Here is a 13,699-nt window from a genome sequence, read left to right as displayed (position 1 = left end):
CGCACCTGCTCACCCTGCAGTAAGGGATCGCATGTCCTTCTTCACCGACCTGGCCCACCAGTACATCGCCGGCGAGTGGCGGACCGGAAGCGGCTCGTGGGACATCATCGACTTCAACCCCTACAGCGGGGAGAAGCTCGCCGCGATCACGGTGGCCTCGGTGGACGAGGTCGACGAGGCGTATCTGGCGGCGGAGCGCGCGCAGCCCGCCTGGGCCGCGTCGAGCGCGTACCGCAGGAGGGACGTCCTCGAACGCGCCCTGCGGATCACGGAGGAGCGGGAGGAGGAGATAGCCCGGGCGATCACCGACGAGCTCGGCGGCACGCGGCTGAAGGCGTCGTACGAGATCGGCCTCGCCAAGGAGTTCCTGCGCGAGGCGATGCGGACGGCACTGCGTCCCGGGGCGAGCATCCTGCCCTCGCCCGTGGAGGGCAAGGAGAACCGCGTCCACCGGCTGCCGGTCGGCGTGGTCGGGGTCATAAGCCCCTTCAACTTCCCGTTCCTGGTGACGCTCAAGTCGGTCGCCCCCGCGCTGGCGCTCGGCAACGCGGTCGTGATCAAGCCGAACCAGAACACCCCCGTCGTCGGCGGCGGCCTGATCGCCAGGATCTTCGAGGACGCCGGACTGCCGGCCGGGCTGCTCAACGTGCTGGTCACCGACATCGCGGAGATCGGTGACGCGCTGATAGAGCACCGGGTGCCGAAGGTGATCTCCTTCGCCGGCTCCGACAAGGTGGGTCGGCACGTCGCCTCCGTCGCCGCGAGCCACTTCAAGCGCGTGGTGCTCGAACTGAGCGGCAACAGCGCGCTGGTCGTCCTGGACGACGCGGACGTCGACTACGCGGTGGACGCGGCGGTCTTCAGCCGCTTCGTGTACCAGGGGCAGGTCTGCATGGCCGCCAACCGCATCCTGGTGGACCGGTCGGTCGAGGCGGAGTTCACGGAGAAGTTCGTCGCGAAGGTGCGGTCCCTGGTGACCGGCGATCCGGCCGACCCCGGGACCCACATCGGCCCGGTCATCAACACCTTCCAGGCGGACGCCCTGACGGCTCTGGTGGAGCAGGCGCTCGCGGAGGGCGCGACCGCGCTCGTGCGGGGGGCCACGCGCGGCAACCTCGTCGAGCCGACCGTACTGGGCGGCCTGCCGGCCGGCTCTTCGGTCCTGGAGCAGGAGATCTTCGGGCCCGTGGTGCTGCTGCTGCCCTTCGACGGGGAGGAAGAGGCCGTACGGATCGCCAACGACAGCCAGTACGGGCTGAGCGGGGCGGTGCACACGGGGAACCTGGAGCGGGGCGTGCGGTTCGCCGAGCGGATCGAGACCGGGATGATCCACATCAACGACTCGACCGTCCAGGACGAACCGCAGGTGGCCTTCGGCGGCGAGAAGCTCTCGGGAATCGGGCGGCTGAACGGGGAGTCGGCGGTGGAGGCGTTCACCACCCAGAAGTGGATCTCGGTGCAGCACGGCCGGACGAGGTTTCCCTTCTGACACGGCCCATTGCGGACAGGAGCTGTCCGCGACGATGCATAGCGTGGTTCTTGTCAGCAGGGCGGCAGAGCGCCTGAACACCCTTCGGCAAGAGGCGGACACCATGGTCGTACACGTGAACCCGGAGACCCCCGGTGACGAGCGCGGAGCGCTCCTGGCCTTCCTGGACGCCGAGCGCGGCGGCATCCGCCGGGCGCTGCTGGGCCTGACGGACGAGCAGGCCGCGACGAGGCCGAGCGCGAGCGAGCTCTCGCTCTCCGGTCTCCTCAAGCACGTGTCCGAGACCGAGCAGGGCTGGCTGTCCCGGGCGAAGCAGGGCGCACCGGAGGTGCAGCGGTCCGAGGAGGACTGGCACGAGAGCTTCCGCCTCGTCGGTGGCGAGACGGTCGAGGGCCGCCTGGCGTACTGGGAGAAGGTCGCCCGGCAGACCGAGGAGTTCATCCGCTCCGTGCCCGGCCTGGACGACACCTTCCCGCTGCCCGACGCGCCCTGGTTCCCCGACGCCCAGCGGGTGTCCATGCGCTGGCTGCTGCTCCGGCTGATCACCGAGGTGTCCCGGCACGCCGGCCACGCCGACGTCATCCGCGAGAGCCTCGACGGCAGGACGGCGTTCGAGCTGGTGGCGCTGGAGCGCGGCGAAACCTGGGGCTGAGCTGGTCGTTTCCGCGGCGCGCCCGCCCGCTACCCTCGGAGCGGAGTTGAGCAGAAGGGTGCGGCGATGTCAGCTATCAGGCTGCTGGTCCTCGGCGCCGTCCGTCAGCACGGGCGCGCGCACGGCTATCAGGTACGCAACGACCTGGAGTACTGGGGCGCCCACGAGTGGTCCAACGCCAAACCCGGGTCGATCTACCACGCGCTCAAGCAGATGGCGAAGCAGGGCCTGCTGCACGCCCACGAGATCGCGCCGAGCACGGCCGGCGGGCCGCCGAGGACCGAGTACGAGGTCACGGAGAAGGGCGCCGAGGAGTACTTCCGGCTGCTCCGCGAGGCCCTGACGACGTACGACCAGAAGATGGACGTGCTGTCGGCGGGCATCGGCTTCATCGTCGACCTGGAGCGGGCCGAGGCGGTCGAGCTGCTCAGGGAGCGGATGCGGACCCTGGAGGCGTGGCGGTCGGCCGTCACGGAGCACTACACGCCGGAGGAGGGGCCCGAGTCGCTCGGCCACATCGGCGAGATCATGAACATGTGGGTCCACTCGGCGGACGCGGGGGGCGAGTGGACGCGCGGCCTGATCGCCCGGATCGAGGGCGGGGCGTACACCTTCGCCGGCGAGGGCGGTGAGCCCTTCGTGGGGGTGCTCGCGGAGGGCCAGGAGAACCCGTACGCCAGCTAATCAAGCTTGACGAGTAAGGGGAGCGGGTTTACCTTTCTCTATGTAGTCAACTTTGACTAATGAGTGGGAGGGGACCGGATGGCACGGGCTGACGCCGACGCGGTGATCGTCGTCGAAGGAGCGCGGAAGCGGTACGGGGAGAAGCGGGCCCTGGACGGACTCGATCTGAGGGTGGGGCGCGGCACGGTGCACGGCGTGCTCGGCCCCAACGGCGCGGGCAAGACCACGATCGTCCGCATCCTGGCCACGCTGCTGCGGCACGACGAGGGACGGGTGGAGGTGGCCGGGTACGACGTACGGTCGCGGGCCGGCGAGGTGCGGCGGCGGATCGGGCTGCTCGGGCAGCACGCGGCGGTGGACGAGGAACTGGGCGGGCGGCAGAACCTGGAGATGTTCGGCCGCCTGTACCACCTGGGGGCGCGCGGGGCGGGCGCGCGGGCCGACGAACTCCTGGAGCGGTTCGGACTCGCGGACGCGGGGCGCAAGGCGGTCTCGAAGTACAGCGGCGGCATGCGGCGGCGGCTCGACCTGGCGGCCTCGCTCATCACGGATCCGCAGGTGCTGTTCCTGGACGAGCCGACGACCGGGCTCGACCCGCGCGGCCGGGCGGAGGTGTGGGGCGCGGTGCGCTCACTGGTCGGGGGAGGCGCGACCGTACTGCTCACGACGCAGTACCTGGAGGAGGCCGACCAGCTGGCCGACCGGATCACGGTGGTCGACCACGGCAGGGCCGTCGCGGAGGGCACGCCGGACGAGCTGAAGGGCCGGGTCGGCGGTGACCGCATCGACGTGGTGCTGCGCGACGTGCGCCGGCTGGGGGACGCGGCCGCGCTGCTGGGCCCGGACGCGGAGACGGACGCGGACCGGCGGCGGATCACCGCGCCCGTGACGGACCGGATGGCGGCGCTGACCGGGACCGTACGGGCGCTGGAGACGGCCGGGATCGAGGCCGAGGACATCGTGCTGCGCAGGCCGACGCTCGACGAGGTGTTCCTGCACCTCACGAAGGAGACCGGCGGGAGCAAGGACGAGAGCGAGGGGGTGGCGGCATGAGCGCGGGCGCGGCCGGGTGGGCGGTCACCGATGCGTGGACCATGACACGGCGCGAGCTCGCCCACTGGGGGCGGCAGCCGGTACAGGTGATCGTCGGCCTGGTCTTCCCGGTGATGCTGCTGCTGATGTTCGGGTTCCTGGTCGGCGGCGGCAGGGGCGTGTCGGGGGAGTACATCGACTTCCTGGTGCCCGGCATGCTGGCGCTGACCATGGTCTTCGGCCTGGAGGCGACGATGCTCGCGGTCACCCAGGACCTCAACAAAGGGGTGATCGACCGGTTCCGCTCGATGCCGATGGCCTCGGGGGCGGTACTGGTGGGGCGCGCGGTCGCGGACATGCTCCAGTCGGCGGCCGGCCTGGCCGTCATGATCGCCGTCGGCCGGGCGATCGGCTGGCGCTGGCACGGCGGTCCGCTCGCGCTCCTGGGCGCGATCGGGCTGCTGCTGCTGCTCCGCTTCGCGATGCTGTGGATCGGCATCCAGCTGGCGATGGTCGCGGGCCGGCCGGAGATGGTCCAGGCGGTGCAGATCCTGGTCTGGCCGGCGGGCTTCCTCTCCAACGCCTTCGCGACCCCGGACTCGATGCCGGGCTGGCTCGGTGCGGTCGTCGAGTGGAACCCGCTGTCGGCGACGGCCACGGCGGTACGGGACCTGCTGGGCAGTCCGGCGGCGGCCGGGTCCTCCTGGCCCGCCGACCACGCGGGGCTGTTGGCGGTGGTGTGGCCGGTGGTGCTGGTGGCGGTGTTCTTCCTGCTGGCGGTACGGCGGTTCGGGCGGCTGAGCCACTGAAAGTGACGGTCCGGGAAGGGGAACCCGGGCGCGGTCCGCGGTGTACCAGAAGGAGGAGCGGTCCATCGTGAGGCCGCAGGCCGCGAGACCGGGGGGCTTCGATGCGCAGGCCGTTCAGATCAGCAGGGGCGCTGACCGGCGCCGTTCTCGCGGTGCTGGCGCTGCTGCCGGTACCGGATATCGGCCGACGGGGAGCGCTGGGACACCTTCGAGGTGGGCGGCTGCCGGGACTGACCACGACGGCCGGCACCCGGGACTTGCACCTCACGTGACGTGAGGACTCAGGCTGAGGTGCGTACCGAGAAGAAGAAGGAGCGGAAAGCGATGAGCTACTCCGTGGGACAGGTCGCCGGATTCGCCGGAGTGACGGTGCGCACGCTGCACCACTACGACGGGATCGGACTGCTCTCCCCGAGCGGCCGCAGCCACGCGGGCCACCGGCGCTATGACGACGCCGACCTCGACCGGCTGCAGCAGATCCTGTTCTACCGGGAGCTCGGCTTCCCGCTCGACGAGGTGGCGGCCCTCCTCGACGACCCGGACGCGGACCCGCAGGAACACCTGCGGCGCCGGCACGAGCTGCTGTCCGGCCGGATCAGGAAACTGCAGGAGATGGCCGCCGCCGTCGAGACCGCCTTGGAGGCACGGAAGATGGGCATCAACCTCACCCCGGAAGAGAAGTTCGAGGTCTTCGGCGACCACGACCCCGAGCAGTACGCCGAGGAGGCCGAGCAGCGCTGGGGCGCCGGCGAGGCGTACAGGGAGTCGCGGCGCAGGACCGCGTCGTACACCAAGCGGGACTGGCTGCGGATCAAGGCGGAGAGCGAGGGGAACACCGCCCGCCTGGTCGCCGCCATGGAGGAGGGCGCGGCGCCCGACTCGGTCCGGGCCATGGACCTGGCCGAGGAGCACCGCGCCCTGATCAGCGGCAGTTACTACGACTGCGGCTACGCCATGCACGTCGGTCTCGCCGAGATGTACGTCACGGACGAGCGCTTCACCGCGTCCGTCGACGCGGCGAAGCCCGGCCTGGCCGCCTATCTGCGTGAGGCGATCCTGGCCAACGCCGCCCGTCACGCGTAGAACGGCGGAACGGCGGAACGCGTGACAGGACAAACGGCCCATGTGGGCCCCGGAGGCGCCCCGGGGCCCACAAGAACGCCTCCTGGAACCCGGAGTACCCCGGCCACGTTGATAGCTTTGGTCGGCAACCCCGCCGCAGACGATCCCACCCTGGAGCCGGTACCCGATGAATACGCTTGCGCTCGGACCGGCCTGGCTGGATCCGGACTACCTGCTGGAGCAGTTCGGCCTGATCGGCCTGCTGGTCATCGTCTTCGCCGAGTCCGGCCTGCTCATCGGCTTCTTCCTGCCGGGCGACTCGCTGCTGTTCACCACCGGCCTGCTGGTGACCACGGGCGTCCTGGACACCCCGCTGTGGCTGGTCTGCACCCTGGTCTGCATCGCGGCGATCGTCGGCGACCAGGTCGGCTACCTCTTCGGCCGGAAGGTCGGCCCCGCCCTCTTCAAGCGCCCGGACTCCAAGCTCTTCAAGCAGGAGAACGTCGAGAAGGCCCACGACTTCTTCGAGAAGTACGGCCCGAAGTCACTGGTCCTGGCCCGCTTCGTGCCGATCGTCCGCACCTTCACGCCGATCATCGCCGGTGTCAGCCGGATGAACTACCGCTCGTTCATCACGTTCAACATCATCGGCGGTGTGCTCTGGGGCGCCGGCGTCACGCTGCTCGGCGCCTCGCTCGGCAAGATCGACTTCGTTCACAAGAACATCGAGGCGATCCTGATCCTGATCGTGCTGATCTCGGTCCTCCCGATCGTCGTCGAGTACCTCCGCGCCCGCGGCAAGGGCAAGAAGGCCGCCGCGGCCGAGGCCGCCGATGGCGCGTCCCCGGCCCCCCAGCGCGGCCGCCACGCCAAGCGCTGACCGGGCGGATCCGCGTACGTACGAGACCTAGAAGCCGCGCGTCCGCTTGGCCGCGCGGCGGCTCGCCCCACGCCCCGCCCCCGGCATCTTCAGGAACAGCCGGGAGATCTCGCCACCCAGGTTCACCCCGATGGCGATCGCGAGCGACAGCGCCGCCGCCTTCGACAGCGACGCGAGCCCCGAGTTCAGGTCGTTCTGCGCGATGGCCAGCAGACCGAAGTACGTCGCCGAACCCGGCAGCAGCGGTCCGATCGCCGCCGTGACGTACGGCAGCGCCGAGGCGTACTGGTAGCGCGAGAACAGCTGCCCGAAGAGCCCCACGAGCCCGGCCGCGACGGCCGTCGAAGCCACCTGCGAGATCCCGCCGACGTCGTGCATCGCACCGTAGACGAGCCAGGCCACTCCGCCGTTCAGCGTCACTATCAGCACGGTGTTGCGTTCCTGCTGGAGCAGGATCGCGAAGGCGAAACAGAGCAGCATCGACGCCAGGATCTGCGTCACCGGACGCTCGACCGTCTCCAGCGCCGTCGCCGCGTGCAGCTCCGCGTCCAGCTGCACCCCCAGGTAGAGCACGACCAGCACGCCGATGACGATCGCGATGAAGAAGTACATGACTTCGAGCAGCCGTGCCGAGGCGGTGATGTAGTAGCCGGTCAGGCCGTCCTGGACACCCGCGACCAGGGCCCGCCCCGGCAGCAGCGCGAAGAGCCCACCGGTGATCACGGCGGAGGGCCGGACGTCCCACATCGTCGTCGGCGCCAGCGTGAGTGCCACCCCTATCGCGGCGGGCGGCATCGCCGCCACCAGGAACTGGTAGAACTCCGGCAGCCCGCGCCCCGCGCACAGCCACGCCAGCCGGTCGCCGAGCATCGCGCCGATCGCGGCCGCCAGGAACACCACGGGCCCACCGCCGACCAGCACGGAGGCCGCGCCGGCCAGCAGCCCGCTGGCCGACGTCAGTGCCCAGCCGGGGTACGGATGGCGGTTGCGGCGTATCTCCGCGAGCGTGCGGTACGCCTCCTCCAGCGTGACGTCGGTGTCCGGGGAGGTGATGTCGTCGATGAGGTGGTAGACCGCGGCCAGCCGGGTGTAGTCGGTGCCCCGGCGGCGCACGGTCCTGCTCGCCGTGACCGGGTCCTCAACCAGCGACGGCTGATACGAGATCGACAGCAGCGTGAAGGTGACGTTCGGCTCGCACCGGTCGAGCCCGTACGCCCGGCTGACGCCGAACATCGCCGCCTCGACGTCCTCGGCCCCCTCGCCGCCCGCGAGCAGCAGCTCCCCGATACGCAGCGTCAGGTCCAGCACGCGCGGTACGGCCGGCCCGGCCTCGTCGTGCCGCTGCACCGGCTCCGGCACGGGCCGGTCGCCCACCGGCATGCGCAGCAGCGTGCGCATCCGGTCCTGCCAGGGCGCCTCCTTGATCAGCTTGACCATGGGCATGCCGTGGGCCGGGGTGAACGCGGGCGGCGCGTTGCGGGAGCTGTAGGTGCTCGGCGTGTCGAAGGCCGACGCCTCCGGCACCACGGGGTGCTCCCCGGTGGTCAGCCCCGGCGGAAGGGCGAACTCGGAGGTCGGACTGTCCTCGTCGGCCGGCCCCGGCTGCTCGACCCCGGCCGGTGGTGCGAAGGCGCTGCGCGCCTCGTCCGACTGCGGCTTGCGGTCCTCGGGGCCCTCGCTCTCGGCCCCACTGCCGCCGCGCTTCGGCTCCGCCACCACTTGCCTCGCTTCGATTCCTTGATCCAATGAGCCCGCCCGCCCGGTGAACGGCCAGGCCGTGCCCAGTCAGTGCCCAGTATGCGGACGGACACCTTCCCCCTGCGCGTGGCTCAACACACGGCGGGCGGTGCGCCCCCGTTGGGGTGCACCGCCCGCCGTCGTGGTGTCGCGTGAGCCCGGGGGCTCGTCAGTGGCTGCCGCCCTGCGCCTGCAGGCGCTTGTACGAGGCCTCGACCTCGGCCTCGGCCTCGGTGCGGCCGACCCAGTCGGCGCCCTCGACGGACTTGCCGGGCTCCAGGTCCTTGTAGACCTCGAAGAAGTGCTGGATCTCCAGGCGGTCGAACTCCGACACGTGGTGGATGTCGCGCAGGTGCTCCACCCGCGGGTCCGACGCCGGGACGCACAGCAGCTTGTCGTCGCCGCCGGCCTCGTCGGTCATCCGGAACATGCCGATCGCGCGGCACTTGATGACACAGCCGGGGAACGTGGGCTCGTCCAGCAGTACGAGCGCGTCCAGCGGGTCGCCGTCCTCGCCGAGGGTGTTCTCGACGAAGCCGTAGTCCGCCGGGTAGCTCGTGGAAGTGAAGAGTCGACGGTCCAGGCGGATCCGACCGGTCTCGTGGTCCACCTCGTACTTGTTCCGCGAACCCTTCGGGATCTCGATGGTGACGTCGAACTCCACGGGTGGCTCCTCCATGATCAGCACATGCTTCGGGTGGTGCTGCGTCCTCCCGGGGGAGCGACCCCCGGACCTCCCGGCCGGTTCGGTAGGCCGGACGAGCCGGGGCGTCGTGCTCCCGGCAACACGCAGTGGTTAAGTGTCCCTCACGCAGGTGTGTGATCGCGAAAGGGGCTGGTCCGAGGTGCCGGAGCGAAAAACATGGCAGCTCGCGGCGGTCGCGGCCGTGGCCGGTCTCGCCCTCTCCGCCGGGGCGGTGGCCGCGGCGGGCCCCTGGGACTCAGGTCAGCGTAAGGCCGAGCGGGCCTGGGCCGCCTCCCGCGCACCCGAGGCCGCGGGGGAAGGTGGCGCACGTCACGAACCGCCGGCGCCCGCCCCCAGCGCGCCCGGTGTGCTCACCGCGCTCGGTTCCCCCGTGCCGCCGCCGGCCCCCAGCGCGCTCGCGGACGCCCTCGAACCGCTGCTGCGCGACCCCGCGCTCGGCACGCTGCGTACCGCGTCGGTGATCGACACCGCGACGGGCACGCAGGTGTACGGAAAGGGCGACGGCGACGAGCTGGTCCCGGCGTCCACCATCAAGATCGCGACGACGGCCGCCGCGCTCCTGGCCCTCGGCCCCGACCACCGCATCGCCACCACCGTCACCGCGGCCCCCGACGGCAGGAAGGTCGTGCTGGCCGGCGGCGGCGACCCCACGCTCGACCGGGACGACCTGGCCTCCCTGGCCGACGACACGGTACGGGTGCTGCGGGACCGCGGTGTCACCAGGACGGAGCTGACGTACGACGTCTCGCTGTACTCGGGGCCCGTAGATCATCCCATCAGCCCCAACGAGAACATCAGCCCCGTCACCCCCCTGATGCTGGAGGAGGGCCGCCTCGACGGCTCCCGCAGCGGCCCCGCCCCGCGCAGCGCCGACCCGGCGGACGACGCGGCCCGCGCCTTCGCCGAAATGCTGCGCAAGCGCGGCGTGGAAGTGAAGAGGCCCCCGGTCCCAGGGAAGGCGCCGGACGGCGCCGCACCGGTCGCCAGGGCCCTCTCCGCGCCCCTCTCCGCCCTCGTCGAGCGCACCCTCACCCACAGCGACAACGACCTCGCCGAGGCCCTCGCCCGCCAGACCGCGCTCGCCTCGGGCGAACCGGCCAGTTTCGAAGGCGCGGGCAGGGCCGTCGGGGCGCGGCTGAAGAAGCTCCGGCTCCCACTGGCCGGCGCCCGTTTCGCCGACGGCAGCGGCCTGGACCGCGCCGGCAGCCTCTCGGCGGCCCTGCTGTCCGGACTCCTCGCCCGCGCCGCCGACCCGGCCCGCCCCGAACTGCGGCCCGTCCTGACCGGCCTCCCCGTGGCCGGTTTCAGCGGCACCCTGAAGAGCCGGTACGCCGAGGACTCCGCGGGCACGGGCATGGTCCGCGCCAAGACCGGCACTCTCACCGGCGTGAACGCACTGGCCGGAACCGTCGTCGACGCGGACGGCCGGCTCCTCTCCTTCGCCTTCCTCACCGAGGGCGCCGAGAACCCCGCCGCGGCCCAGTCCGCCCTGGACCGGCTGGCCTCCACGATCGCCAACTGCGGCTGCGAGCCCTCCGGGGGACGGCCGGGACGTACGTGAACCCCGAGGAAGTTCAGGGGTACGGGTGGAGGACAACACCTGACCGCGGGCCCGGTCGACAACGTACGGTTGACGCATGACGAGCATCAGTGGTGCGGAGATGGTCGACTGGAACCTCGCGGTGGCGACCGCGACCCGACTGGTGAGGCCGGGCCCCGACGTGAGCCGGGACGAGGCGCGAGCCGTCGTCGCCGAGCTCCGCCGGCACGCCAAGGCCTCCGAGGAGCACGTCCGCTCCTTCACGCGGATGATCCCCGAGGGGCACGAGCCGCAGGACACCCCGGTCCTCGTCGTCGACCGGGCCGGCTGGATCAGGGCGAACGTCGCCGGATTCCGGGAGGTGCTGCGGCCGCTCCTCGGCAAGATGCAGGAACGCAGGGGCTCGGGCCCCGGCAACGCCGTGCTCGGCGCGGTCGGCGGCAAGGTGACCGGCGTCGAGGTCGGCATGCTGCTCTCCTTCCTCGCCTCGCGCGTCCTCGGGCAGTACGAGACGTTCGCCCTGCCTTCCCGCGAGCTGCCCGCCGGTACCGGCGGCGGCCGCCTCCTGCTCGTCGCCCCCAACATCGTGCACGTCGAGCGGGAGCTCGAAGTGGACCCGCACGACTTCCGGCTCTGGGTCTGCCTGCACGAGGAGACCCACCGCACCCAGTTCACGGCCGTGCCCTGGCTGCGCGACCACCTGGAGGGCGAAATCCAGTCGTTCCTCGCCGAGACCGAGGTCGACCCGATGACGGTCCTGGAGCGGCTGCGAGAGGCGGCCCAGTCGCTGGCCGGCGGCCGCCCCGAGGGCGAGGAGGGCGAGGACGGCGGCCGCAGCCTCGTCGAGATCGTCCAGACCCCCGCCCAGCGCGAGATCCTGGGCCGCCTGACCGCGGTCATGTCGCTGCTCGAAGGCCACGCCGACTTCGTGATGGACGGCGTGGGCCCCGACGTGGTGCCCTCCGTCGCCGAGATCCGCGAGAAGTTCCAGCAGCGCAGGGCCCGCGGCGCGAGCCGCCTCGACCTCGCCCTGCGCAAACTGCTCGGTCTGGACGCCAAGCTCCGCCAGTACCGGGACGGTGAGCGTTTCGTGCGGGCCGTGGTGGAGGAGGTCGGGACGGACGGCTTCAACCGCGTCTGGACCTCCCCGAACACGCTTCCCACCAAGGCCGAGATCGCCAAACCGGCGGACTGGGTCGCGCGGGTGCACCGTAGGGCAGAGTCGTGAGCCGGATCCGGCCGACGGCAGGAGGACGCTCCTTCAATCACCCATCCGAGGGACCGTGAGGGCTGAGTAGGCGTGCGATGCTCGGGTAATGGCTCGGCTCTGTCACCATCGACGCACTCTGAGTGACTGGCTTCTCCTCCCGAGGCACCCCCAACTTCACCGAAGGGCACCGGACATGGGTCCCCATCCTGCGGTCGCAGCGATACGCCTGGCGGTCCGCCGCGTACTCCACGACGTACTCAACGACATCACCTCACGCACGGCCACGGCGCCGGTCGCCGTACCGGGCGCACCCCCGCACGAGCCGCCCCCGCCGCTCGTGCTGGTCGCGTGCTCCGGTGGCGCCGACTCCATGGCGCTCGCCTCCGCCCTCGCCTTCGAAGCACCCAAGCTCGGCATCCGGGCAGGCGGCGTCACCGTCGACCACGGCCTCCAGGAAGGCTCCGGCGTACGGGCCGACGAGGTCACCCACCGCCTCGCCGCACTGCGTCTCGACCCCGTCGAGGCCGTCGCGGTGACCGTCGGCCGCGCCGGCGGCCCCGAAGCGGCCGCCCGCGACGCCCGCTACGCCGCGCTGGACGCCGCCGCGGAGCGCCACGGCGCCGCCGCGGTGCTGCTCGGCCACACGCGCGACGACCAGGCCGAGACGGTCCTGCTCGGTCTCGCCCGCGGTTCCGGCATCCGCTCGCTGTCCGGCATGGCCGCCGTGACCGGCGCCGGCCGCTACCGCAGGCCCTTCCTCCAGCTCGACCGGCAGACCGCCCGCAAGGCGTGCATGGTCCAGTCGCTGCCCGTCTGGGACGACCCGCACAACACCGACCCCGCCTACACGCGCTCGCGGCTGCGTCACGACGGCCTGCCGGCCCTGGAGAAGGCGCTCGGCAAAGGCGTCGTCGGGGCCCTGGCCCGGACGGCACAGCTCTCCCGGGACGACGCCGACGCCCTGGACGACTGGGCCGCCGAGGCGGACGCGTCCGTACGGGACGAATCCGGCCACCTGGAGTGCGTCAAGCTCTACGCCCTGCCCCCGGCCGTACGCCGCCGCGTCCTGCGCCGGGCGGCCATCTCGGCGGGCTCACCGGCCGGAGCGCTCTTCGCACGGCACGTCGAAGAGGTCGACCGGCTGATCACCGGTTGGCGCGGGCAGGGAGCCATCAACCTCCCCGGCCGGGTGGAGGCGCGGCGGCAGGGTGGCAGACTGGTCATTCGGCAGGGCTGATGCGCTGAAGCACTACGAAAGTGACCCGGGTGAACGAGAAGGACATGGGCACCGACCTCAAGTCGGTGCTCATCACCAAGGAAGAAATCGACGCGAAGCTGGCCGAGCTGGCCGCGAAGATCGATGCGGAGTACGCGGGCAAGGACCTGCTCATCGTCGGTGTCCTCAAGGGCGCCGTGATGGTCATGGCGGACCTGGCGCGTGCCCTGTCCACTCCCGTCACGATGGACTGGATGGCCGTCTCGTCGTACGGCGCGGGCACCCAGTCCTCCGGTGTGGTGCGCATCCTCAAGGACCTCGACACCGACATCAAGGGCAAGCACGTCCTGATCGTCGAGGACATCATCGACTCGGGCCTGACGCTCTCCTGGCTGCTGTCGAACCTCGGGTCGCGTGAGCCCGCCTCCCTGAACGTGTGCACGCTGCTGCGCAAGCCCGAGGCGGCGAAGGTCCAGCTCGACGTGAAGTGGGTCGGCTTCGACATCCCCAACGAGTTCGTCGTCGGCTACGGCCTGGACTACGCCGAGAAGTACCGGAACCTGCCTTTCGTCGGCACGCTCGCGCCGCACGTCTACGGCGGCTGAGCCGGCAGGCGGAGCCGTGCCCCGCTTGCCGGGAACCTCCGCCCGTGTCCCGCCGTTGGAGCATGGGAAGGCAGGTT

At 71.4% G+C, this 13,699-nt stretch carries 13 protein-coding genes; 11 read left to right on the top strand and 2 right to left on the bottom strand.

Annotation, left to right across the window (positions count from 1 at the left end):
- Positions 1-31: 31 nt before the first annotated feature.
- The 7 genes from BN1555_RS14420 (at position 32) to BN1555_RS14390 (ending at position 6,608) form a co-directional block, all read left to right on the top strand.
- Positions 32-1,489 carry an aldehyde dehydrogenase family protein gene (locus BN1555_RS14420; RefSeq protein ID WP_093799757.1) on the top strand — a complete coding sequence of 486 codons (1,458 nt, stop codon included), beginning with the start codon at positions 32-34 and terminating at the stop codon, positions 1,487-1,489.
- Between the two features lie 103 nt (positions 1,490-1,592).
- The gene (locus BN1555_RS14415; RefSeq protein WP_093799756.1) at positions 1,593-2,141 is read left to right on the top strand and encodes a DinB family protein; all 549 of its coding nucleotides are present in this window, start codon (positions 1,593-1,595) and stop codon (positions 2,139-2,141) included.
- A 66-nt stretch (positions 2,142-2,207) separates the two neighbouring features.
- On the top strand, positions 2,208-2,825 hold the full coding sequence (locus BN1555_RS14410; RefSeq protein WP_093799755.1) for a PadR family transcriptional regulator: 618 nt from the start codon (positions 2,208-2,210) through the stop codon (positions 2,823-2,825).
- Between the two features lie 78 nt (positions 2,826-2,903).
- Positions 2,904-3,878 carry an ATP-binding cassette domain-containing protein gene (locus BN1555_RS14405; RefSeq protein ID WP_093799754.1) on the top strand — a complete coding sequence of 325 codons (975 nt, stop codon included), beginning with the start codon at positions 2,904-2,906 and terminating at the stop codon, positions 3,876-3,878.
- Positions 3,875-4,666, top strand: a complete 792-nt coding sequence (locus BN1555_RS14400; protein ID WP_093799753.1) for an ABC transporter permease — start codon at positions 3,875-3,877, stop codon at positions 4,664-4,666. The genes BN1555_RS14405 and BN1555_RS14400 overlap by 4 nt, the downstream gene beginning before the upstream one ends.
- A 324-nt stretch (positions 4,667-4,990) precedes the next feature.
- The gene (locus tag BN1555_RS14395) at positions 4,991-5,749 is read left to right on the top strand and encodes a MerR family transcriptional regulator (RefSeq protein ID WP_093803399.1); all 759 of its coding nucleotides are present in this window, start codon (positions 4,991-4,993) and stop codon (positions 5,747-5,749) included.
- Positions 5,750-5,915: 166 nt separating this feature from the next.
- Positions 5,916-6,608, top strand: coding sequence for a DedA family protein (locus BN1555_RS14390; RefSeq protein WP_093799752.1), 693 nt, complete (start codon positions 5,916-5,918; stop codon positions 6,606-6,608).
- Between the two features lie 27 nt (positions 6,609-6,635).
- Here the strand turns inward: BN1555_RS14390 and BN1555_RS14385 are convergent, their stop codons facing one another.
- Positions 6,636-8,327, bottom strand: coding sequence for a threonine/serine exporter family protein (locus BN1555_RS14385; protein WP_176710036.1), 1,692 nt, complete (start codon positions 8,325-8,327; stop codon positions 6,636-6,638).
- Positions 8,328-8,514: 187 nt separating this feature from the next.
- Positions 8,515-9,009: an inorganic diphosphatase gene (locus BN1555_RS14380; protein ID WP_069930540.1), complete on the bottom strand. Its 495-nt coding sequence runs from the start codon at positions 9,007-9,009 to the stop codon at positions 8,515-8,517.
- 181 nt (positions 9,010-9,190) lie between these two features.
- Here BN1555_RS14380 and dacB point away from each other — a divergent pair, with 181 nt between their 5' ends.
- The 4 genes from dacB (at position 9,191) to hpt (ending at position 13,622) form a co-directional block, all read left to right on the top strand.
- On the top strand, positions 9,191-10,612 hold the full coding sequence (gene dacB / locus BN1555_RS14375) for a D-alanyl-D-alanine carboxypeptidase/D-alanyl-D-alanine endopeptidase (protein WP_093799751.1): 1,422 nt from the start codon (positions 9,191-9,193) through the stop codon (positions 10,610-10,612).
- A gap of 76 nt (positions 10,613-10,688) precedes the next feature.
- Entirely contained in the window at positions 10,689-11,819 is a 1,131-nt protein-coding gene (locus BN1555_RS14370; protein ID WP_093799750.1) for a zinc-dependent metalloprotease, read from the top strand.
- Positions 11,820-11,994: 175 nt separating this feature from the next.
- On the top strand, positions 11,995-13,038 hold the full coding sequence (tilS, locus tag BN1555_RS14365; protein ID WP_093799749.1) for a tRNA lysidine(34) synthetase TilS: 1,044 nt from the start codon (positions 11,995-11,997) through the stop codon (positions 13,036-13,038).
- Positions 13,039-13,082: 44 nt separating this feature from the next.
- Positions 13,083-13,622 carry a hypoxanthine phosphoribosyltransferase gene (gene hpt, locus BN1555_RS14360; RefSeq protein WP_037647340.1) on the top strand — a complete coding sequence of 180 codons (540 nt, stop codon included), beginning with the start codon at positions 13,083-13,085 and terminating at the stop codon, positions 13,620-13,622.
- Positions 13,623-13,699: the final 77 nt, after the last annotated feature.

It is taken from the genome of Streptomyces sp. Wb2n-11, from assembly GCF_001049855.1.
Taxonomy (GTDB): domain Bacteria; phylum Actinomycetota; class Actinomycetes; order Streptomycetales; family Streptomycetaceae; genus Streptomyces; species Streptomyces altiplanensis.
The sequence above is the reverse complement of the archived record's forward strand: the minus strand, read 5'-3'. Positions and strand labels throughout refer to the sequence as shown.